This window comes from Shinella sp. (genome assembly GCF_035998705.1).
Lineage (GTDB): Bacteria > Pseudomonadota > Alphaproteobacteria > Rhizobiales > Rhizobiaceae > Shinella.
In genome coordinates, this window is record NZ_DASYHH010000024.1 from 102,386 (window position 1) to 123,552 (window position 21,167).

Annotated in this window: 15 protein-coding genes; 9 read left to right on the plus strand and 6 right to left on the minus strand. The window is 65.3% G+C overall.

Annotation, left to right across the window (positions count from 1 at the left end):
• Positions 1 to 13: 13 nt before the first annotated feature.
• The 3 genes from VGN93_RS21220 (at position 14) to VGN93_RS21230 (ending at position 4,629) form a co-directional block, all read left to right on the plus strand.
• The gene (locus tag VGN93_RS21220) at positions 14 to 1,852 is read left to right on the plus strand and encodes a sensor histidine kinase (RefSeq protein ID WP_327509017.1); all 1,839 of its coding nucleotides are present in this window, start codon (positions 14 to 16) and stop codon (positions 1,850 to 1,852) included.
• A complete protein-coding gene (locus tag VGN93_RS21225; protein WP_327509018.1) occupies positions 1,849 to 3,198 on the plus strand; it encodes a sigma-54 dependent transcriptional regulator in 1,350 nt (449 codons plus the stop codon). Before VGN93_RS21220 ends, VGN93_RS21225 begins: the two co-directional genes overlap by 4 nt.
• A gap of 129 nt (positions 3,199 to 3,327) precedes the next feature.
• Positions 3,328 to 4,629 (plus strand): tetratricopeptide repeat protein, encoded by a 1,302-nt coding sequence (locus VGN93_RS21230; RefSeq protein ID WP_327509019.1) that lies wholly within the window; start codon positions 3,328 to 3,330, stop codon positions 4,627 to 4,629.
• Between the two features lie 3 nt (positions 4,630 to 4,632).
• Here VGN93_RS21230 and urtE read toward each other — a convergent pair whose 3' ends face one another.
• The 5 genes from urtE to urtA all read right to left on the minus strand — a co-directional run bounded on the left by urtE (position 4,633) and on the right by urtA (position 10,679).
• Positions 4,633 to 5,328 carry an urea ABC transporter ATP-binding subunit UrtE gene (gene urtE, locus VGN93_RS21235; protein WP_327509020.1) on the minus strand — a complete coding sequence of 232 codons (696 nt, stop codon included), beginning with the start codon at positions 5,326 to 5,328 and terminating at the stop codon, positions 4,633 to 4,635.
• A gap of 226 nt (positions 5,329 to 5,554) precedes the next feature.
• Positions 5,555 to 6,319, minus strand: coding sequence for an urea ABC transporter ATP-binding protein UrtD (urtD, locus tag VGN93_RS21240; protein WP_327509021.1), 765 nt, complete (start codon positions 6,317 to 6,319; stop codon positions 5,555 to 5,557).
• Between the two features lie 5 nt (positions 6,320 to 6,324).
• Positions 6,325 to 7,488, minus strand: a complete 1,164-nt coding sequence (urtC, locus tag VGN93_RS21245) for an urea ABC transporter permease subunit UrtC (RefSeq protein WP_327509022.1) — start codon at positions 7,486 to 7,488, stop codon at positions 6,325 to 6,327.
• Entirely contained in the window at positions 7,485 to 9,116 is a 1,632-nt protein-coding gene (gene urtB, locus VGN93_RS21250; RefSeq protein WP_327509023.1) for an urea ABC transporter permease subunit UrtB, read from the minus strand. The genes urtC and urtB overlap by 4 nt, the downstream gene beginning before the upstream one ends.
• A gap of 270 nt (positions 9,117 to 9,386) precedes the next feature.
• Positions 9,387 to 10,679 carry an urea ABC transporter substrate-binding protein gene (urtA, locus tag VGN93_RS21255; RefSeq protein ID WP_319315984.1) on the minus strand — a complete coding sequence of 431 codons (1,293 nt, stop codon included), beginning with the start codon at positions 10,677 to 10,679 and terminating at the stop codon, positions 9,387 to 9,389.
• A 338-nt stretch (positions 10,680 to 11,017) separates the two neighbouring features.
• Between urtA and VGN93_RS21260 the strand changes: the two genes are divergently transcribed.
• Positions 11,018 to 14,386, plus strand: coding sequence for a hybrid sensor histidine kinase/response regulator (locus VGN93_RS21260; RefSeq protein ID WP_327509024.1), 3,369 nt, complete (start codon positions 11,018 to 11,020; stop codon positions 14,384 to 14,386).
• Positions 14,379 to 15,290 (plus strand): response regulator transcription factor, encoded by a 912-nt coding sequence (locus tag VGN93_RS21265; RefSeq protein WP_327509025.1) that lies wholly within the window; start codon positions 14,379 to 14,381, stop codon positions 15,288 to 15,290. The genes VGN93_RS21260 and VGN93_RS21265 overlap by 8 nt, the downstream gene beginning before the upstream one ends.
• Before the next feature lie 2 nt (positions 15,291 to 15,292).
• Here the strand turns inward: VGN93_RS21265 and VGN93_RS21270 are convergent, their stop codons facing one another.
• Complete coding sequence (locus VGN93_RS21270; protein WP_327509026.1) at positions 15,293 to 16,375, minus strand: LacI family DNA-binding transcriptional regulator; 1,083 nt, start codon at positions 16,373 to 16,375, stop codon at positions 15,293 to 15,295.
• A 175-nt stretch (positions 16,376 to 16,550) separates the two neighbouring features.
• On the opposite strand from VGN93_RS21270, the gene VGN93_RS21275 reads away from it, so the two are divergent.
• The 4 genes from VGN93_RS21275 (at position 16,551) to VGN93_RS21290 (ending at position 21,167) form a co-directional block, all read left to right on the plus strand.
• Entirely contained in the window at positions 16,551 to 17,531 is a 981-nt protein-coding gene (locus VGN93_RS21275) for an ABC transporter substrate-binding protein (RefSeq protein WP_327509027.1), read from the plus strand.
• A 132-nt stretch (positions 17,532 to 17,663) separates the two neighbouring features.
• Positions 17,664 to 19,172 carry a sugar ABC transporter ATP-binding protein gene (locus tag VGN93_RS21280; protein ID WP_327509028.1) on the plus strand — a complete coding sequence of 503 codons (1,509 nt, stop codon included), beginning with the start codon at positions 17,664 to 17,666 and terminating at the stop codon, positions 19,170 to 19,172.
• Positions 19,169 to 20,179 carry an ABC transporter permease gene (locus VGN93_RS21285; protein WP_327509029.1) on the plus strand — a complete coding sequence of 337 codons (1,011 nt, stop codon included), beginning with the start codon at positions 19,169 to 19,171 and terminating at the stop codon, positions 20,177 to 20,179. The genes VGN93_RS21280 and VGN93_RS21285 overlap by 4 nt, the downstream gene beginning before the upstream one ends.
• Positions 20,180 to 20,192: 13 nt before the next feature.
• Complete coding sequence (locus VGN93_RS21290) at positions 20,193 to 21,167, plus strand: ABC transporter permease (protein ID WP_327509030.1); 975 nt, start codon at positions 20,193 to 20,195, stop codon at positions 21,165 to 21,167.

Consider the following 21,167-nt stretch of genomic DNA (forward strand, 5'->3'; position numbering starts at 1 on the left):
CTCAAAATCCCCGATGGACGCGCCCGCGCAAACCAGCACGCAGAAGACTCTCTCCCGCGCGACGCGGCGGCAATGGGTGGCGTTTGCCCTCGTGCTGCTGCTGGTGTCGATCGCGGCGCTCTACACCGCCGGCGTCTATGGCCGCTCGGCTGCTCTCTCGACGCTGGAGGCGCAGGGCCGCACGGATGCGAACCTCAAGGTGGCGCTGCTGCGCGCCGTGTTGGAGCGGCCGCGGGCGCTGCCCTTCCTGCTGTCGCGCGACCGGGATGTCACGGAGGCGCTGGCGGGCGCCGACCCCGCGAAACGCAGCTTCCTCGACCGTAAGCTCGAGGATCTCGTCGCCGGCACCAGCGCGGCCGTGATCTATGTCATCGATCCGAAGGGCGTGGCGATTTCGGCGAGCAACTGGCGCGAGCCGACCAGCTTCGTCGGCAACGACTATTCCTTCCGCGCCTATTTTTCCCGCGCGATGGCGGAGGGCGCGGCCGAGCATTTTGCGCTGGGCTCGGTCAGCAAGCGGCCCGGCCTCTACATCTCGCACCGCATCGGCCCGGCCGCGGCACCGCTCGGCGTCGTCGTGGTCAAGATGGAATTCGACCAGCTCGAACGGGACTGGCACGAGACGCAGCGCCCCTCCTATGTCGTCGATGCCGACCATGTGGTGCTGATCACCAGCATCCCCTCCTGGCGCTTCATGACGACCGAGCGGCTGCCCCCTGAAAGCCTTGCCGCCATTCGCGAAAGCCTGCAATTCGGCGAGGCGCCGCTGGCTCCGCTGCCCTTCGAGGAGACGGCGGACAGCCGCGTCATCCGCGCCGTGCAGCCGGGCGGCGGCGCGGAGGCCTATCTGCGCATCACCACGCCGGTCGCCACCACGCCCTGGCAGTTCGAATATCTGGTGCCCGTCGCCGACGCCGTCGCGACCGGCATGCGCGAGGCGCGGCTTCTGGCCGTGCTGGCGCTCGGCGCGATCACGCTTGCCGCCGCCATCTGGCTGCGCCGCCGCCAGATGGCGCTCGCCACCATCGCCCGCGATCAGGCCGCGCGCGAGGAACTGGAACGCCGCGTGATCGCGCGCACCCGCGACCTCAGCCTCGCCCGCGACCACCTGCAAGCCGAAATCGCCGACCACCGCGAGACCGAGACGAAGCTGCAGGCCGTGCAGCAGGATCTGGTACAGGCGAATCGTCTCGCCATTCTCGGCCAGGTGGCGGCGGGCGTGGCGCATGAAATCAACCAGCCGCTCGCCACCATCCGCGCCTATGCCGACAATTCCAAGGTCTTCCTGGCGCGCAGCAAGCCGGAGCCGGTGCTGGAAAACCTCGGCCTCATCGCCGACCTCACCGACCGTATCGCGACGATCACCGAAGACCTCAAGGCGCTCGCCCGCAAGGGCCGCTCCGGCGAGGAGCCGGTGGCGCTGCGCGATGTCATCGATGGCGCGATCATGCTGCTGCGCAGCCGCTTTACCGGCCGGCTGGAACGTCTGATCATCGCGCCGCTGCCGGAAGGGCTGAGCGTCATGGGCAACCGGCTGCGGCTGGAGCAGGTGTTCATCAACCTCTTCCAGAACGCGCTGGAGGCCGTGGAGGACCGGGCGGACGGCCGCGTCGACGTGTCGGTCATTATCAATGGGGACGTGGTTATCGCCGTCGCCGACAACGGCCCCGGCCTGTCGCCCGCCATTCTGGGCTCGCTGTTCGAGCCCTTCAACACATCGAAGGAAAAGGGCCTCGGCCTCGGCCTCGTCATCGCCAAGGACATCGTCTCCGATTATGGCGGGCGGCTGGAGGTGGAGACGGGCGAGCGGGGCGCCTGCTTCAAGGTCCATCTCAGAAAGGCGCCGGCATGACGACGCCCGTGCTCCTCATCGACGACGACCGGCAGCTCCTGCGCGCCACCGCCCAGACGCTGGAACTGGCGGGTTTCGACGTCTCGCCGCTCGGTGCCGCCACGGACGCGCTCGGCATGCTCGACCGGGATTTTGCCGGCGTCGTCGTCTCCGACATCCGCATGCCGGGCATGGACGGCCTCCAGCTTTTCGAGCGCATCCAGGCCCTCGACGCCGAAATTCCCGTCATCCTCGTCACCGGCCACGGCGATATCCCGACCGCCGTCAAGGCGATCCAGGACGGCGTCTACGACTTCATCGCCAAACCTTTCCCGGCGGAACGGCTGATCCAGTGCGTGCGCCGCGCCGCGGAAAAACGCGGCCTCGTGCTGGAAAACCGCCGCCTGCGCGAGGCCGCGCGCCAGGCGGAGGACGACTTTCCGCTGATCGGCCAGACGCCGGTGATGGACCGCCTGCGCCAGACATTGCGGCAGATCGCCGATACCGATGTCGACGTGCTGGTGACGGGTGAGACGGGCAGCGGCAAGGAGGTGGTCGCCCGCCTGCTGCATGGCTGGAGCCGCAGGGCGAAGGGCCATTTCGTGGCGCTCAATTGCGGCGCGCTGCCCGAACAGGTGATCGAGAGCGAGCTGTTCGGCCACGAGCCCGGCGCCTTCACCGGCGCGCAGAAGAAGCGCATCGGCCGCATCGAACATTCGAGTGGCGGCACGCTGTTTCTCGACGAGCTGGAAAGCATGCCGCTCTCGACGCAGATCCAGATGCTGCGCGTGCTGGAACTGCGCGAGGTGACGCCGCTCGGCACCAACGAGGTGCGGCCGGTCGACATCCGCATCGTCGCCGCCGCCAAGGTGGACCTTGCCGATCCCGCCCAGCGCAAGGCCTTTCGCGAGGACCTCTATTATCGCCTGAACGTCGTGTCGCTCGCCATCCCGCCGCTGCGCGAGCGGCGCGACGACATTCCGCTGCTCTTCAGCTATTTCGCCGAACGCGCCGCCCGGCGCTTCCAGCGCGCCGCACCCGGGCTTTCGGCCGAAATCCTGCGCCATCTGCGCGCGCACGACTGGCCGGGCAATGTGCGGGAGCTCTCCCATTTCGCCGAGCGTGCGGTGCTGGGCCTGATGCCTTCGGCAGCCACGCCGGCCCCACCCGTTGCCGATGCCGGCGGCACGCTGCCCGAGCGGCTGGAGCGGCTGGAGGCGGAGATCATTCGCGACACGCTGTCGGCCCATGGCGGCGACGTGCAGGAAACGATCGCGGCCCTCGGCATCCCGCGCAAAACCTTCTACGACAAGCTCCAGCGCCACGGCATCGTGCGGCGGGAATTTTCCGCCAAGGGCGAGTCCTGAGCACAATCATCAGCAACAGTTGCACCTTCGCCACGGCGAAGCGGTTCGGAATGTCCTAACATCCGGTCGGATCGCTCGGGGGGGGGCCGACGGGCGATCCGCGAAACTTGCCGTAAACGGAGGATCGGCATGAAAGCTGCAATTGGCGCAATCGCGCTCTGGCTGGCCCTTTCGCCCGCCGCCGAGGCCCAGCAAAGTGGCGGCGATGCCGCTGCCGGCCAGACGATCGCCGACTTCGACCGGGCGATCCGGCTCGATCCGAAGAATGCCGTCCCCTACAATGAACGCGGCAAGCTGCATTTGCAGGCGGGCCGGTTCGACAAGGCGATCGCCGATTTCACGGCCGTTGTCGAGCTCGTGCCCGACAACGCGACCGCCCGCCACAACCGCGGCATGGCCTATCTGCTGGCCGGCGACCTCATAAAGGCGGTGCCGGATTTCGACGCGGCCCTGACGCTCGATCCGACCCGGGCCGACAGCTACCAGAACCGCGGCGTCGCCCATGTGCGGCTCGGCGATGTCGACAAGGGCATTGCCGATTTCGACGAGGCGATCCTGCGCCGCCCGACCGCCAATTCCTACAATTCGCGCGGCTCGGCCCATGCGATGAAGGGCGATTTTTCGCGCGCCATGGCCGATTACGACCAGGCCCTGATGCTCGAACCGAAACGCGCCGAGACCCTGCAAAGCCGCGGCTCCACCCGGCTGGAGATGGGAGAGGTGGACGCGGGCATCGCCGATCTCTCCGAAGCCATCCGGATCGACGTCCGGAACCCCGGCTATTACGACATGCGCGGCGTCGCCTATCTGCGGAAGCGGGATTACGCGGCGGCGATCGCGGATTTCAACCGGGCGCTCGACCTTGATCCCGCCCGCGTCGTCTCGCTGCGCAATCTCGGCGTGGCGCAATCGGAAAGCGGCGAGGGTCGGCTTGCCGTTGCCAGTTTCGACAAGGCCCTGGCGCTCGATGCGAAGGATGACGGATCGCTGTCGGCCCGCGGCTTCACGCTCTACCGGCTCGGCGAGTTCGACAAGGCCTATGCGGACCTCAATGCCGCAATTGCGCTCAATCCCAGGAATGCCGACACCTATAACAACCGCGCGGAAGTCTACCGGCGCGACGGCAAGCTCAAGGAGGCGATGGCGGACCTCGACCAGGCGCTCGCGCTGAACCCGCGGCAAAGAAACGCCCGGCACAATCGCGGCATCGTGCTGGTGGAAACCGGACGCTACGACGAGGCGATCGCCGATTTCGAAACGGCCATCCAGATGAAATTCGACGACGAAGAGACCTATTACGGCCGCGCCACCGCCTACCGGAAGAAGGGCGAGACGGCGAAGGCGCTGGCGGACCTGGAATACGCCCTGCGGCTCAACCCGAATTTCCTGAAGGCGCGTGACCTGCGCACCGAGATCAAGAGCGCGCAGTAGGAATCACACCGTCAGGTGCCGGCGGGCTTCCGGCGTGTCGAGCGTTTCGGCGGCGCCCTCGTGCACGATCTCGCCGCGATCCATGATGTAGACGTGGTCGGCCAGCTCGCGGCAGAAATCGAGGTACTGCTCGACGAGCAGGATGGCCATGCCGGTGGAATCGCGCAGATATTGGATCGCCCGGCCGATATCCTTGATGATCGACGGCTGGATGCCCTCGGTCGGCTCGTCGAGCACGAGGATCTTGGGCCGCGTCACCAGCGCCCGGCCGATGGCGAGCTGCTGCTGCTGGCCGCCGGACAGATCCCCGCCGCGCCGGCCGAGCATGGATTGCAGCACCGGGAACAGGCTGAAGATCTCGTTCGGGATGAAGCGGTCCGAGCGCTTGACGGGGGCATAGCCGGATTCGAGGTTTTCCTTGACGGTGAGCAGCGGGAAGATTTCGCGGCCCTGCGGCACATAGCCGATGCCGTGTTTGGCCCGGTTGTAGGGCGCCATGCCGTCGAGCTTCACGTCGTTGAATGTGACGGTGCCTGATGACAGCGGGTGCTGGCCGGTGATGGCGCGCAAGAGGCTGGATTTGCCGACGCCGTTGCGGCCGAGCACGCAGGTGATCTTGCCCATCTCGGCGGTGAGCGAGATGCCGCGCAGCGCCTGGGCGGCGCCGTAGTGGAGGTTGGCTTTTTCGACGGTCAGCATGAAATATCTCCGTTCGAGCGGGTGGCAACACCCCCCTCTGGCCTGCCGGCCATCTCCCCCTCAAGGGGGGAGATTGGCAGGTGGCTGGCGTATTGTTCCAAGGCAACGCCTGTGATGGGCAGGGCCTCGCCCCATCCGATCTCCCCCCTTGAGGGGGAGATGCCCGGCAGGCCAGAGGGGGGTATCACAGCCGCGAATTCCAACGACAAGAACACCGAATACACCCTCACCTCCCCAGATAGTTCTCGATGACCTTCTGGTCAGCGCTGACGAAGTCTATCGAGCCTTCCGCCAGCACGGATCCTTCCGCAAGGCAGGTCACCTTCACGCCGAGATCGCGGATGAAGCCCATGTCGTGCTCGACGACGACGACCGAGCGGGTCTTGGCGATTTCCTTGAGCAGGATCGCTGTCTCCGCCGTCTCGGCATCCGTCATGCCGGCGACGGGTTCGTCGACCAGCAGCAGCTCCGGCTCCTGCGCCAGCAGCATGCCGATCTCCAGCCATTGTTTCTGACCGTGGCTGAGATTGGCAGCAAAATCGTCCTTGCGGTTCATGAGGCGTACGGTCGAGAGGATTTCTTCGATGCGCGCCTTGTCCTCGGCGGTCAGGCGATAGAACAGCGTCGAAAAAACGCCGCGGTTGCGGTTCAGCGCCAGTTCCAGATTGTCCCAGACGGTGTGGCTCTCGAAGACCGTCGGCTTCTGGAATTTTCGGCCGATGCCGAGCTGGGCGATTTCGGCCTCGTCTTTCTGGGTAAGGTCGATCATGCCCTTGAAGAAGACCTCGCCGGAATCCGGCCGGGTCTTGCCGGTGATGATATCCATCATCGTCGTCTTGCCCGCACCGTTCGGGCCGATGATGGCGCGAAGCTCGCCGGGTTCGACGACGAAGGACAGCGAATTCAGCGCCTTGAAGCCATCGAAGGAGACGGAAACGCCGTCGAGATAGAGGATGCTGGTGGGTTTTGCGTTGCTTGCGAGCGTGTTCATGCCATCTACTCCGCCGCCTGGGGTTCTGCCGCCGCAAAGGCGCGCGCCGCTTCATCGGCCTTCGCCTTGCGATAGTCCTTGCGCCGCTCGACAAACTGCCGCGCGGTGCCGACGATGCCCTTGGGCAGGAACAGCGTGACGAACACGAAGAGGCCGCCGAGCGCGAAGAGCCAGAATTCCGGGAAGGCGGCGGTGAAGATGCTTTTGCCGCCATTGACGAGGATGGCGCCGACGATCGGCCCGATCAGCGTGCCGCGCCCGCCGACCGCCGTCCAGATGACGACCTCGATGGAATTGGCCGGATCGAATTCGCCCGGATTGATGATGCCGACCTGCGGCACATAGAGCGCGCCGGCGACACCCGCCATCATGGCGGAGACCACGAAGGCGAAGAGCTTCATGTGCTCGACGCGGTAGCCGAGGAAGCGGGTGCGGCTCTCGGCATCACGGACGCCGACGAGGATCTTTCCGTATTTGGAGCGCACGATGCCCGAGGTGATGACCAGCGAGAGGGCGAGTGCGATGGCCGACGCCGCGAAGAGCGCCGAGCGCGTGCCGTTCGACTGGATGTTGAAGCCCAGGATGTCCTTGAAATCGGTGAGGCCGTTATTGCCGCCGAAACCCATGTCGTTGCGGAAGAAGGCGAGCAGCAGGGCGAAGGTCATCGCCTGGGTGATGATCGAGAGATAGACGCCGTTGACGCGCGAGCGGAAGGCGAACCAGCCGAAGACGAAGGCGAGCAGGCCGGGCACGAGGATCGCCATCAGCGCGGCGAACCAGAACATGTCGAAGCCTTGCCAGAACCAGGGCAGCTCTTTCCAGTTGAGGAAGACCATGAAGTCCGGCAGCAGCGGATTGCCGTAGGAGCCACGCGCGCCGATCTGGCGCATCAGGTACATGCCCATGGCATAACCGCCGAGCGCGAAGAAGGCGGCGTGGCCGAGCGAGAGGATGCCGCAGAAGCCCCAGACGAGATCGAGCGCCAGCGCCAGCAGCGCATAGGTGAGGTATTTGCCGAACAGCGAGACGATGTAGGTGGGCACATGCAGCGGATGGTCCGGCGCGGTCATGAGGTTCAGCGCCGGGATGACGGCGGCAAGCGCCAGCAGGATCGCGACGGTGATGACGATGTTGCGCCCGAGGGCTTTCGCGAGAAACGAGGTGATCATGCTTCCACCGCCCTGCCTTTGAGTGCGAAGAGCCCGCGCGGCCGCTTCTGGATGAAGAGGATGATCAGCACGAGCACGAGGATTTTACCCAGCACCGCGCCGGCATAGGGCTCCAGGAACTTGTTGAGGATGCCGAGCGTGAAGGCGCCGACCAGCGTGCCCCAGAGATTGCCGACGCCGCCGAAGACCACGACCATGAAGCTGTCGATGATGTAGCCCTGGCCGAGGTTCGGCGAGACGTTGTCGATCTGGCTGAGCGCGACGCCGGCAATGCCCGCGATGCCGGAGCCGAGCGCAAAGGTCAGCGCATCGACCCAGGGCGTGCGGATGCCCATGGAGGAGGCCATGCGGCGGTTCTGCGTGACGGCGCGCATCTGCAGGCCCATGGGGGTCTTCTTGAGGAGGAAGAGCAGGAAGGCGAAGACGGCGAGCGAGAAGACGATGATCCACAGGCGGTTCCAGGTGATCGTCAGCCCGCCGAGTTCGAAGGCGCCGGACATCCAGGAGGGATTGCCGACCTCCTGGTTCGTCGGGCCGAAGATCGAACGCACAGCCTGCTGGAGGATCAGCGAGACGCCCCAGGTGGCGAGCAGCGTTTCGAGCGGCCTTCCATAGAGGAAGCGGATGATGCCGCGCTCCATGACGAGCCCGACGGCGCCGGTGACGAGGAAGGCGAGCGGCAGCGCGATCGCCAGCGACCAGGCGAAGGCGTCCGGATAGGAATCCCGGATGACCTGCTGCACGACGAAGGTCGTGTAGGCGCCGAGCATGACCATCTCGCCGTGTGCCATGTTGATGATGCCCATCACGCCGAAGGTGATGGCAAGGCCGATCGCGGCCAGCAGCAGCACGGAGCCGAGCGACAGGCCGTACCAGATGTTCTGGCCGGCGGCCCAGATTGCCAGCTGGTCCTCGATCTTCTGGATGCCGGCCTCGATATCGGGGCGCAGGCTTTCGTCGGCGGAGGACAGCGCGCCGGACAGCAGGGACAGCGAATCCCGCCCGCCGGTCTCGACGACGGTCGCCACCGCGGCCTTTTTCTCTTCCACCGGACGATCGGAAATCAGCACGGAGGCGGCGCGGGCCTGGGCGAGCACCGTCTTGACGCTGTCGCTCGTCTCGGCGGCGATTGCGGCATCGAGACCTTCGAGCGCATCGGCCGACGGCGTGCGCAGGATCGTGCTGGCGGCCTGAAGACGCACATTCACGTCCGGGCTCATCAGGGTGAGGCCGCTGAGCGCGGCGCGGATCACCCGGCGCAGCCCGTTGTTGACCTTGACCTTTTCGAGCGCCGCCTTGGCTTCCTCGCCGGCCTCGTCGCCCGTCAGGGCATCGATGATCTTGAAATTGGCGCCGGCCGGCTTGACGATGAACACGATGCCATCGGCCTTGCGCAGGTAGAGATCGCCCTCGGAAAGCGCTTCGAGCGCGGGTACGATCTTCGGATCGCCGGTCTTGGCCAGCGCTTCGACCTGTTTCTGGTTCTGCTGGAAATTGCCGCTGCCGAGCGCGTTGACCATGCTGCGCAGGTCGTCTGCCGCGTGCAGGTCGGTGGCGAGCAGGCTTACCACCACGCAGACGGCGACGAGCAGGCATTGCAGGAAACGATGGATGAGCCGCGTGTGCATCGCATGGCCTCGAAGCGTTGGGTGATGTGGCCATCCCGATGCGGCGGGATGGTGGTTGGTCGGCAGGCCCCTCATCCGCCTGCCGGCACCTTCTCCCCGCAAACGGGGAGAAGGGAACATGTCGTACCGCTTCCCCAATCCGCGCCCGTTTGCGGGGCACGTCCCCTCTCCCCGCTTGCGGGGAGAGGGTTAGGGTGAGGGGCAAACCACGCACCGGCTGGAAGGTGGCCCGAAGGGTGGGCTTCACACCCCTCCCCTCAAGCCATCCAATCAGGAGCCCTTGCCGCCGCACTTGCCGGTGACGACGTTGAAGTTGCCGCATTCCATGGGCTTGCGCCAATCGGCGATCAGGTCCTTGGAGTCGGGCAGGAAGTCCGACCATTCGTCGCCGACCACGAGGCCGGAGGTCTGCCAGACGGTCTCGAACTGGCCGTCGGCCTGGATTTCGCCGATCAGCACGGGCTTTGTGATGTGGTGGTTCGGCATCATGGTGGAATAGCCGCCCGAGAGGTTCGGCACGGAGACGCCGATCATCGCGTCGAGCACGGCGTCGGTATCGGTCGTGCCGGCCTTTTCCACCGCCTTCAGCCACATGGCAAAGCCGATATAATGGGCTTCCATCGGGTCGTTGGTGACGCGCTTGTCGTTCTTGGTGAAGGCCTTCCACGTCTTGATGAACTCGGCATTGGCCGGGTTGTCGACGGACTGGAAGTAGTTCCAGGCGGCGAGATGCCCGACGAGCGGCGCGGTGTCGAGACCGGCGAGTTCTTCCTCGCCGACCGAGAAGGCGACGACCGGAATGTCTTCCGCCTTGACGCCCTGGTTGCCGAGTTCCTTGTAGAAGGGAACGTTGGCGTCACCGTTGATGGTGGAGACGACGGCCGTCTTCTTGCCGGCCGAGCCGAACTTCTTGATGTCGGAGACGATCGTCTGCCAATCCGAGTGACCGAACGGCGTGTAGTTGATCATGATGTCCTCGGGCTTCACGCCCTTGGAGATCAGGTAGGCTTCCAAAATCTTGTTGGTCGTGCGCGGATAGACATAGTCCGTGCCGGCCAGAACCCAGCGTTCGACGCCTTCGTTCTCGGCGAGGTAATCGACGGCCGGGATTGCCTGCTGGTTCGGCGCGGCACCCGTGTAGAAGACGTTGCGCTGGCTTTCCTCGCCCTCGTACTGCACGGGGTAGAAGAGGATGGAATTCAGCTCTTCGAAGACCGGGAGCACCGACTTGCGCGATACCGAGGTCCAGCAGCCGAACACGGCCGAGACCTTGTTGACCGAGACGAGCTCACGCGCCTTTTCGGCGAAGAGCGGCCAGTCGGAGGCCGGATCGACGACGACGGCCTCGAGCTGCTTGCCGAGAAGGCCGCCCTTCTTGTTCTGCTCCTCGATGAGCATCAGCATGGCGTCCTTGAGCGTCGTCTCGGAAATCGCCATGGTGCCGGAAAGCGAATGCAGGATGCCGACCTTAATCGTGTCGTCGGCCGCGAAAGCGCCGTGGAAGGCGGTTGTCGAAAGAATTGCAGCAAGCAATGCGCCGGTGGCGCGCGCCTTGATGGACATTGTCGGAACCCCTCTCGTTCTTTTTGACCGCAACGGGAGCGGAAGCTGTTTAACCGTTGCTTAAGAAACTATCCGCCGGGGATGCTGCGCTGCACATACGTCATTCTACGTAGTTGCCGGGGGGAAGCGGGAAGTTTTGCGGCGCTGCACCAATTTCAGGGGCGCTGTATCTGTGTTACGAAGGCCTATGGGTCGGGGCTCCCTCCCTCTCCTCCGTCATCCTCGGGCTTGACCCGAGGATCCACACGGCACCCGCGGCATGGATCCTCGGGTCAAGCCCGAGGATGACGTGGAGGGAGGGGGAAGCCCAAAACAACACGTGAGAACGACAGCAAAACATGGCCGCACGCCAGCGCATCATACCGATCCGCCGCGAGTATAACCGTTGGGTCGCGAACCAGACGCTGGAAGACTATGCGCTGCGTTTCACCGCCAAGAGCGCGCGCCGCTTTTCCTCCGATCGCATCTCGCAGACCGCCATCGGCGCGATCTCCTTCCTGGCGCTGGAAGCCATCGGCGGCGCGATCACCATGTCCTACGGCACGACCAACGCCATCGTCGCCATCGTGGTGGCGAGCCTGATGATCCTCGTCGTCGGCCTGCCGATCAGCCGCTATGCCATCCGCCACGGCGTCGATATCGACCTTCTCACGCGCGGCGCGAGCTTCGGCTATATCGGCTCGACGCTGACCTCGCTGATCTATGCGAGCTTCACCTTCATCCTCTTCGCCATCGAGGCGTCCATCATGTCCGGCGCGCTGGAGCTGGCGCTCGGCATCCCGCTGTGGATCGGCTACATCATCTCGTCGGTGGTGGTGATCCCGCTGGTGACGCATGGCGTGCAGCTCATCTCGCGCTTCCAGCTCGTCACGCAGCCGTTCTGGATCGTGCTCAACATCCTGCCCTTCGTCTTCATCGCCTTTGCGGACTGGGAGAAGGTCGGGCAGTGGCTCGCCTATTCCGGCCTGCACCACGCCTCCGGCCCACCCGGCACCTATGCGCCGTTCAATCTGGTGGAGTTCGGCGCGGCCTCGGCTGTCATCTTCGCGCTGATGGCGCAGATCGGCGAGCAGGTGGATTTCCTGCGCTTCCTGCCGCCGGACGGGCAGAAGAAGCTGCACCATCGCATCGCCGTGTTTCTTGCGGGTTCCGGTTGGGTCATTGTGGGCGCGCCAAAACTGATCGCCGGCTCCTTCCTCGTCGTGCTGGCGCTCTCGGCCGGCGTGCCGTCGACGCGGGCGGCCGATCCTTCGCAGATGTATTACACCGCCTTCGGCTACATGCTGCCGTGGGATGCGGCGGCGCTGCTGCTGATGGTCGCCTTCGTGGTGGTCTCGCAGCTCAAGATCAACGTGATGAACGCCTATGCCGGCTCGCTCGCCTGGTCGAACTTCTTCTCGCGCCTGACGCACAGCCATCCCGGCCGCGTCGTCTGGCTGGTGTTCAACGTGGCGATCGCGCTGCTCTTGATGGAACTCGGCATCTACAAGCTCTTGGAGGAAACGCTCGGCGTCTTCTCCATCGTCGCCATGGCCTGGCTCTGCACCATTTCGGCGGACCTCTTCGTCAACAAGCCGCTCGGCCTGTCGCCTGAAGGCATCGAGTTCAAGCGCGCCCATCTCTACGACATCAACCCGGTTGGCCTCGGCGCCATGACGCTGTCGGCGATCGTCGCCCTCATGGCGCATTTCGGCACCTTCGGCGAAATCCCCGCCTCGCTCGCGCCCTATATCGCCGCCGTCGTCGCCTTCATCGCCTCGCCGGCGATCGCCTGGGCGACGGGCGGCAAATATTACCTGGCGCGCAAGCCGAGGAAGAGCTGGGCGCAGCTCAGCACCATCACCTGCTCGATCTGCGAACACCCGTTCGAGCCGGAGGACATGGCCTGGTGCCCGGCCTATGCCGCGCCGATCTGCTCGCTCTGCTGTTCGCTCGACAGCCGCTGCCACGACCTGTGCAAGCCGAAGGCGCGGTTCAATGCGCAGGTGGCGGGCGTGGCGAAATCCATCCTGCCCGAAGCGGTGACGACCGCGCTCGGCACGCGGCTTGGCCGCTACGGCATCGCGGCCGCGCTCTCGATCACCGGCATGGGCATCATCCTCGCGATGATCGCCCACCAGGTCGGCACCGGCTCGCCGGAAACGGCCACCGTGGTGGAGCGCACCATCGCCATCGTGTTCTTCGTCTTCGCCGTGGTGGCGGGCGTCGTCTCGTGGTTCTACGTGCTGGCGCATGACAGCCGGGTGGTTGCCGAGGAGGAATCCTCGCGCCAGACCACCCTCCTCCTGAAGGAAATCGCCGCCCACAAGAAGACCGACGCCGCCCTCCAGCAGGCGAAGGAAACGGCCGAAGCCGCCAACCGCGCCAAGAGCCGCTATGTCGTCGGCCTCAGCCATGAATTGCGCACGCCGCTGAATGCCGTGCTCGGCTATGCGCAGGTGCTGGAACGCGACGAGAGCATCCCGCCGCAGCGGCAGGGCGCGATCCGCGTGATCAAGCGCAGCGCCGATCACCTCTCCGGCCTCATCGACGGGCTGCTCGACATTTCCAAGATCGAGGCGGGCAAGTTGCAGGTCTATTCGAACGAGATCAACATCGACGATTTCCTCGACCAGATCCTGGAGATGTTCCGCCCGCAGGCGCAGGCCAAGGGTGTCGCTTTCGCCCATACCCGTCCGAAAAACCTGCCGTCCTATGTGCGAACCGATGAAAAACGCCTGCGCCAGATCCTCGTCAACCTCATCTCGAATGCGCTGAAATTCACCGATAGCGGCGAAATCCGCCTCGACGTCGCCTATCGCAACCAGGTCGCGACCTTCACGGTGGCCGATAGCGGCCGTGGCATTCTCGAAAAGGACCTGCCGCGCATCTTCGAGCCGTTCCAGCGCGGCGATACAGAACACGGCATGCCCGGCCTCGGCCTCGGCCTCACCATCACGCGGCTCCTGACGCAGACGCTGGGCGGCGAGATTTCGGTGAAGAGCGAACGCGACAGGGGCACGGAGTTCAAGGTGCGCCTGATGCTCTCGGCGGTCGATCGCCCGACGGCGCCGAAGGTGCTGCACATCAAGGGTTACAGCGGCCCGCGGCGCACCATCCTCGTCGTCGACGACAATGCCGACCACCGCAACCTGATGGAAGAGGTGCTGCGGCCGCTCGATTTCACCGTGCTGAACGCGCGAAGCGGCGCGGATGCGCTGGCGCTCGTCGAGAGCCTGAAGCCGGATCTCTTCCTCATCGACATTTCCATGCCGGGCATGAACGGCTGGGCGCTGGTGGAGCGGCTGCGCGCGCTCGGCCAGCCCGGGCCGATCATCATGCTGTCGGCCAATATCGGCGACGGCTCGGCCTCCGCCCATACGGGCCATAACGACACGCTGGCAAAGCCCTTCGACCTGCGCCAGCTCACCGACAAGCTCGCGCTGCATATGGGTCTCGAATGGACCTATCACGGCGAGGCGAAGGCGGCGGAGCCGGCACAGGGCAGCATAATCGTTCCCGCACAAAACCATGTGCAGGAATTGATCCAGCTCGGCGAGATCGGCTATGTGCGGGGCATCGAGGCGAAACTTGCCGAGATCGCCCGCCTGCCCGAGCACCAGCCCTTCGCCGAGGCGGTGCGCGCCTATGTGCAGGTGTTCGATCTTTCCGGCTACGACGCCTTCCTGAAGACCATGGATCCCACAAAGGACGCCGCCCGTGACTGAAACGGCCACCCCGCGCGACATCGTCCTCATCGTCGACGATTCCCCCGAAGCACTCGGCTTCCTGACGGAGGCGCTTGAACAGAGCGGCTTTTCCGTGCTGATCGCCACGTCGGGCGCCTCCGCGCTCAACATCGTCGACCGCATCACGCCCGATATCATCCTGCTCGACGCGGTGATGCCCGGCATGGACGGGTTCGACACCTGCCTGAAGCTCAAGGCCAATCCGGCGGCAAGCCCGGTGCCGGTCGTCTTCATGACGGGGCTCACCGAGACAGAACATGTCGTGCGCGCGCTGGAAGCCGGCGGCGTCGACTACCTGACCAAGCCGATCAACATCGACGAGTTGCGCGCCCGCATCCGCGTTCACCTCACCAATGCGCGCTCGGCGCAAAGCGCGCGCGTGGCGCTGGATGCGGCGGGGCGACATCTGCTGGCGGTGAGCGGCGAGGGAAAGATCCGCTGGTCGACGCCACAGGCGACGCGTCTAGTGAATGCCGCGACCGGCAGCGACGACGGGCTCGATGCCGTCTCCATGCACATCCGCGGCTGGATGAAGACGCGCAGCACCGCGCGCGACAACAATTTCGCCATCCACCAGGCGGGACAGGCGAGCCTGCAGCTTTCCTTCCTGGGGGCGATCGGGGCCGACGAATATCTCTTCCGCCTGACCGCGGAAAACCGGCTGTCGGACGAGGAAATCCTGCGCCAGCATTTTTCGCTGACCCAGCGCGAATCCGAGGTGCTGCTGTGGATCGCCAAGGGCAAGTCGAACCGGGATATCGGCGAGATCCTCGGCCTCAGCGCCCGCACGGTGACCAAGCATCTCGAACAGATCTATGTGAAGCTCGGCGTCGAGAACCGCGCCTCGGCCGCCGTGAAGGCCGCCCACATCCTGCACGAGTAGGGTCAGCACCCTTTGGCGCCGGCGAGTTGCGCCGTCGTCTCGCGCACGACGAGCGGCCCGTCGACCTTGATGGTCATCGGCCGCATGTGCTTGCCGTGGATCGCCATGTCGATGAGGATCTCGGCCGCCTTCTGGCCCATCTCGTAGTTCGGCAGCACCAGCGTCGAGAGCGGCGGATGGGTGTAGCGCGCCAGTTCCTGGTCGTCATAGCCCATGACGGAGAGATCCTGCGGCACGCGCAGACCCTTTTCCTGCGCCGCCTCCATCATGCCGATCGCCATCAGGTCGTTGCCGCAGAAGATGGCGGTGGGCGGATTGTCCATGGACAGCAGGTCGAGGCCGGCCTCGTAGCCGCGCAAAGGCAGCCAGTCGCCGTCGCGCACCAGGCTCTCGTCGAAGGCGATGTCGGCGGTGGCGAGCGCCTGCTTGTAGCCCTTCAGCCGGTCCATCGCGGCGTCCATCCAGGTTTCGCCGTTGATGAAGCCGATGCGCTTGTGGCCGAGCGCGGTGAGATGGGCCGTCGCCGCAAAACCGCCCGCCACCTCGCCCGGAACGATCGCCACATGCTGGCGCGGCTCGCAATAGCAGTTGAGCAGCACGGTCGGGATGGTCTTCAGCTCCGGCGGCACGCTGACCTTGCGGGTGAAGATCGTCGCATAGATGACGCCGGCGATCGACGGGTCGCGCAATACCGAGCGCAGCACTGCGCGCTCGAGGTCCGGGTTCGAGCGCGTGGCATGGGCCGAGACCAGCAGCCCCTGCTCGAAAGCATGGTCGCGGATGCCGTCCAGGCTGACGACGGGATGCGGGCTGGTCGAGATCTCGTCGACGATGAAGGCGATCGTATCCTTCTCGACCGCGGGGGCTGTCGCCACCGGGCCGCGGGTCGCCGGTAATTTATAACCGATTTTATGAGCAGCCTCGCGCACCTTCTGCTGCGTTTCCGGCGAAATGCGCGAGCCGGACATCTCGTTCAGCACCAGGGAAACGCTCGACTGCGACACGCCGGCAATGCGCGCTATGTCCGTCATGGTCGGCCGTCCGCCGCCTTCCTTGTCCGAATTTCGCCCGTTACCCCTCGCCATGCGTCGTTCCTCAACCCTCGGCGTGCATTGCACTGCACACGAATTTTTTGCAATTGCTCATAATTTTGGCTCTTGACTGCTAATATTATTAGCGCAAGATTTAGACATGTGAAGCACAAAATGCTCACGTCCGGTAGAGGAGCACCGGCCAAATATCTGGGAGGAGAACCCGCTCATGACCATGATTTCCCGTCGCATTTTCATGCTTGCGGCCACGGCCGTCGGCGCGCTCGCCGTGGCCGGCGTCGCGATTGCCGAAGTGCCGAAGCTGGCGCAGAAGGACAAATACAAGGTCGGCTTCGCGCAGACCGAATCCAACAATCCCTGGCGCATCGCGCAGACCAACAGCATGAAGGCGGAGGCCGAAAAGCTCGGTTTCCAGCTGGTCTATACGGATGCCGCCGGCTCGGCCGCCAAGCAGGTGGCCGACGTCAACTCGATGATCGCCCAGGGCGTCGACGTCATCTTCCTCGCGCCGCGCGAGGAAAAGCCGCTGATCCCCGCCGTCATGGCCGCCAAGAAGGCCGGCATTCCGGTGATCCTGCTCGACCGCTCTGTCGATCCGTCGCTCGCCAAGGCCGGCGAGGATTATCTGACCTTCATCGGTTCCGATTTTGTGCTGGAAGGACAGCGCATTGCCGAATGGCTGGTGAAGAACGCCAACGGCAAGACGAAGATCATCGAACTGGAAGGCACGACCGGCTCTTCGCCGGCCAACGACCGCAAGAAGGGCTTTGACGAGGCGATCAAGGCGGCCGGCGGCTTCGAGATCGTCGCCTCGCAGACCGGCGACTTCGCCCGCGACAAGGGCCGCCAGGTGGCGGAATCCCTGCTCCAGGCGCATCCGGATGCCGATATCATCTACGCCCACAACGACGAGATGGCGATGGGTGCGATCGCAGCACTCGAAGCGGCCGGCAAGGTGCCGGGCAAGGACGTGCTGGTGCTGTCGATCGACGGCGGCAAGGAAGCCGTTCAGGCCGTGGTTGACGGCAAGATCGCCGCCGTCGTCGAATGCAACCCGCGCTTCGGGCCGAAGGCGTTCGAAACGATGCTGCGCTATGCCAAGGGTGAGGCGATCGACCCGGCGCTCGTCAACGAAGACAAGTTCTACGACGCCTCCAACGCCGCCGCGGAACTTGCCGACGCCTACTGATACCATCTCCCAAGCACTTTGCGGCCGGGGCGGCAAAACCGTCTCGGCCGTTTTTTGAACGGGCCTGACCTGCGGTCCGTTCCGGTGTAGCTTGTGTGGCCCGTCCCGGAGGGCGGATAGAGGAGGACGTCCATGCTTCTGTCCATGCAGGGCATTTCCAAGGCTTTCGCCGGTGTCGCGGCGCTGAAAGCCGCTTCGCTGGAGGTCGAGCCGGCGGAGGTGATGGCGCTGGTCGGCCAGAACGGTGCCGGAAAATCGACGCTGATCAAGATCCTCACCGGCGTCTATCGCCGCGACGAGGGCACGATCGCCTTCGACGGCAGGGAGGTCGATTTCACCATGCCGGCCGAAGCCCAGGCCGCCGGTATCGCGACCATCTACCAGGAAATCAACCTCGCGCCGCAGCGCTCCGTGGCGGAAAACATCTATCTGTCGCGTGAGCCCAGACGCTTCGGTCTGATCGACCAGAGCGCCATGCGCCGCGGTGCCGAGGCCGTGCTGAAGACCTTCAACCTGACAATCGACGTCGACCGGCCCGTCGCGCATTTCGATGCGGCGACCCGCCAGATGGTGGCGATCGCCCGCGCCGTAACGCAGAACGCCCGCCTCGTCATCATGGACGAGCCGACCTCCTCATTGGACGAGCGCGAGGTCGCCGTCCTCTTCGAGACGATCCGCACGCTGAAACGCTCCGGTGTCGCGGTGATCTTCATCGGCCACCGGCTGGACGAGCTTTACGAAATCTGCGACCGCGTGACGATCATGCGGGACGGCCAGACGGTGGCGAAAAGCCCGATGGCCGACATGCCGAAGATGGCGCTGGTGCGCCACATGCTGGGCAAGGAGCTTGCCGCCTTCCAGGCGATAGCGCCGGGCGAGGAGAAACCCGAGCGGCCCGTCCGCCTCGACGTGGCGAATGCCGGTGCCGGCGTGCGGGTGCGCGATGTCAGCCTGACAGTGCGCGAGGGCGAGATTTCGGGCCTTGCCGGCCTGCTCGGCTCCGGCCGCACGGAGACGGCGCGCCTCATCTTCGGCGCCGACAGGATGGAGCGCGGCACGATGCGCCTGGCGGGCAGCGAGCGCACTTACCGCGAGCCGGCTGATGCGATTGCGGATGGTATCGGGCTCGTCTCCGAAGACCGCAAGATCGACGGCATCGTGCCGGACATGAGCATCCGCGAGAACATGACGCTGGCGCTGCTACCAAGGCTGAAGAAGGCCGGCATCGTCGACCGCGCGCGGCAGGACGAGATCGTCACCCGCTATATCCGCGCGCTCGGCGTCAAATGCGCCTCGCCCGACCAGCCGATCAAGGAGCTTTCCGGCGGCAACCAGCAGAAGGTGCTGCTCGCCCGGTGGCTGGCGACCGACCCGCGCGTGCTGATCGTCGACGAACCGACGCGCGGTATCGACATCGGCGCGAAATCGGAAATCCTCAAGCTTTTGCGCAGCCTCGCCGATGAGGGGCTGAGCGTGCTGATGATTTCCTCCGAACTCGAAGAATTGCTGGCCGCCGCCGACCGCGTGACCGTGCTCAGCGATGGCACGTCGGTGAAGACCCTGCCGCGCAAGGATTTGAGCGAGGCGGCGCTGCTTGCCGCCATGGCCCATCAGGTGGCCCCTGAAGGTGAATTGATATGACGACGATCGAAACCCCCGCCCCGCAGCCGACCGGCGCGCTCTCCTCCGGCAGCCGGCTCTTCACGCTGGCGAGCCGCTACGGCACGCTCGTCGCCTTTCTGGCGCTGATCGCCGTCAATGTCGCCATCACGCCGAACTTCCTGTCGTGGCAGACGCTGAACGTGAACCTCACCCAGGTCGCCACCATCGTCATCGTCGCGACCGGCATGACGCTGGTCATCGCCACCGGCGGTATCGACCTGTCCGTCGGCTCGCTGATGGCGATTGCCGGCGCCTTGGCGCCGATGATCTTCATGGGCCAGTTCTGGGCGGTCGAGAACATGGCGGTCGCCGTCACGCTCGCCCTCATCATCCCCATCGTGGTCGCCGGCCTGTTCGGCCTGTTCAACGGGCTGCTCGTCACGCGCTTTTCAATCCAGCCGATCATCGCCACCCTCGTGCTGTTCATCGCGGGGCGCGGCATCGCGCAGGTCATGACCAACGGCAACCTCCAGGTCTTCAAGAACGAGGGTTTCCAGTTCATCGCCATGGGCCGCATCGCCGGCGTGCCGGCGCAGGTCGTGCTGATGGTCCTCATCGCCGCCCTCGCCTTCGCGATGATCCGCTACACCGTCATCGGCCGCCAGATCATCGCGGTCGGCGGCAACGAGAAGGCGGCGCGGCTCACCGGCATCCCGGTCAAGCGCGTCAAACTCTTCGTCTACATGGTGAGCGGCGCGCTTGCCGGCATTGCCGGCCTCGTCGTGGTGGCGCGCAATTCCGCAAGCGACGCCAACCTCGTCGGCCTCGGCATGGAGCTCGATGCCATCGCCGCCGTCGCCGTCGGCGGTACGCTGCTTTCGGGCGGGCGGGCCAATATCGTCGGCACGGTGCTCGGCGCCTTCGTCATCCAGCTCGTGCGCTACACGCTGCTGGCCAACGGCGTGCCGGATGCGGCGGCGCTCATCGTCAAGGCGGGGCTGATCGTGCTCGCCGTCTTCATCCAGCAGCGCGCCGACAGGCATTGAGGGGACAGCCACCATGCAGACCATCCTCCGCCCCTTCGCGATCAAATCCTCCGGCGATCTCGCCCGGCTCGGCGTCATCGCCGCACTTTTCGGCCTCATCCTCTTCGGCGCGCTGCGCTACGACAACTTCCTGTCGCCGTTCAACATCCTCTCTTTCCTGCGCTACAATTCCATGTTCGCGCTGATCGCGCTCGGCATGGCCTTCGTCATCATCACCGGCGGCATAGACCTTTCCGTCGGCGGCACGGCGGCGATGGCGAGCGTGGTGGCGGCACTCTTCTCGCCCTATCACTGGGCGGCAGGCCTTCTTGGCGGCATGGCGGCGGGTCTGGCCGTGGGCGCGCTCAATGGCTTCATCATCACGAAAATGCGCATCCAGCCCTTCATCGCCACGCTCGCGACCATGCTCGCGGCCTATGGCACGGGCCTGCTGCTCGCCGACAACCAGTCGGTTTCCGTCTCCTATGACAGCGGCTTCACCATCATCGGCCAGGACGATTTCCTGGGTTTCCCCATCCCCGCCTGGATCGCGCTTGCCGCCTACATCCTCGGCTGGCTGGTGCTGGAAAAGCTGCCGGTCGGCCGCCACATCCTGGCGATCGGCGACGGCGAGGCGACGGCGGGGCTGATGGGCCTCAAGGTCGAGCGCACGCTGGCCGCAGTCTACCTCGCTTCCGGCACGCTCGCCGGTCTGGCCGGCGTCATCCTCGCCTCGCAGTTCGGCGCCGGCCAGCCGACGGAGGGCGTGGGCTGGGAACTGTTCGCCATCGCCTCGGTGGTCGTGGGCGGCACGCTGCTCACCGGCGGCTCCGGCTCGGTCGGCGCCACGCTTGCCGGCGCGCTGCTGCTCGCCATGGTGTTCAACATCCTGAACTTCGAAAACGGCCTCGGCTGGATCTCGCTGTCGGCCTATTGGCAATCCGTCATCCGCGGCGCCTTCCTGCTGGTCGTGGTGGTGTTGCAGGCCAAGCTGATGGCGCGGCGCTGA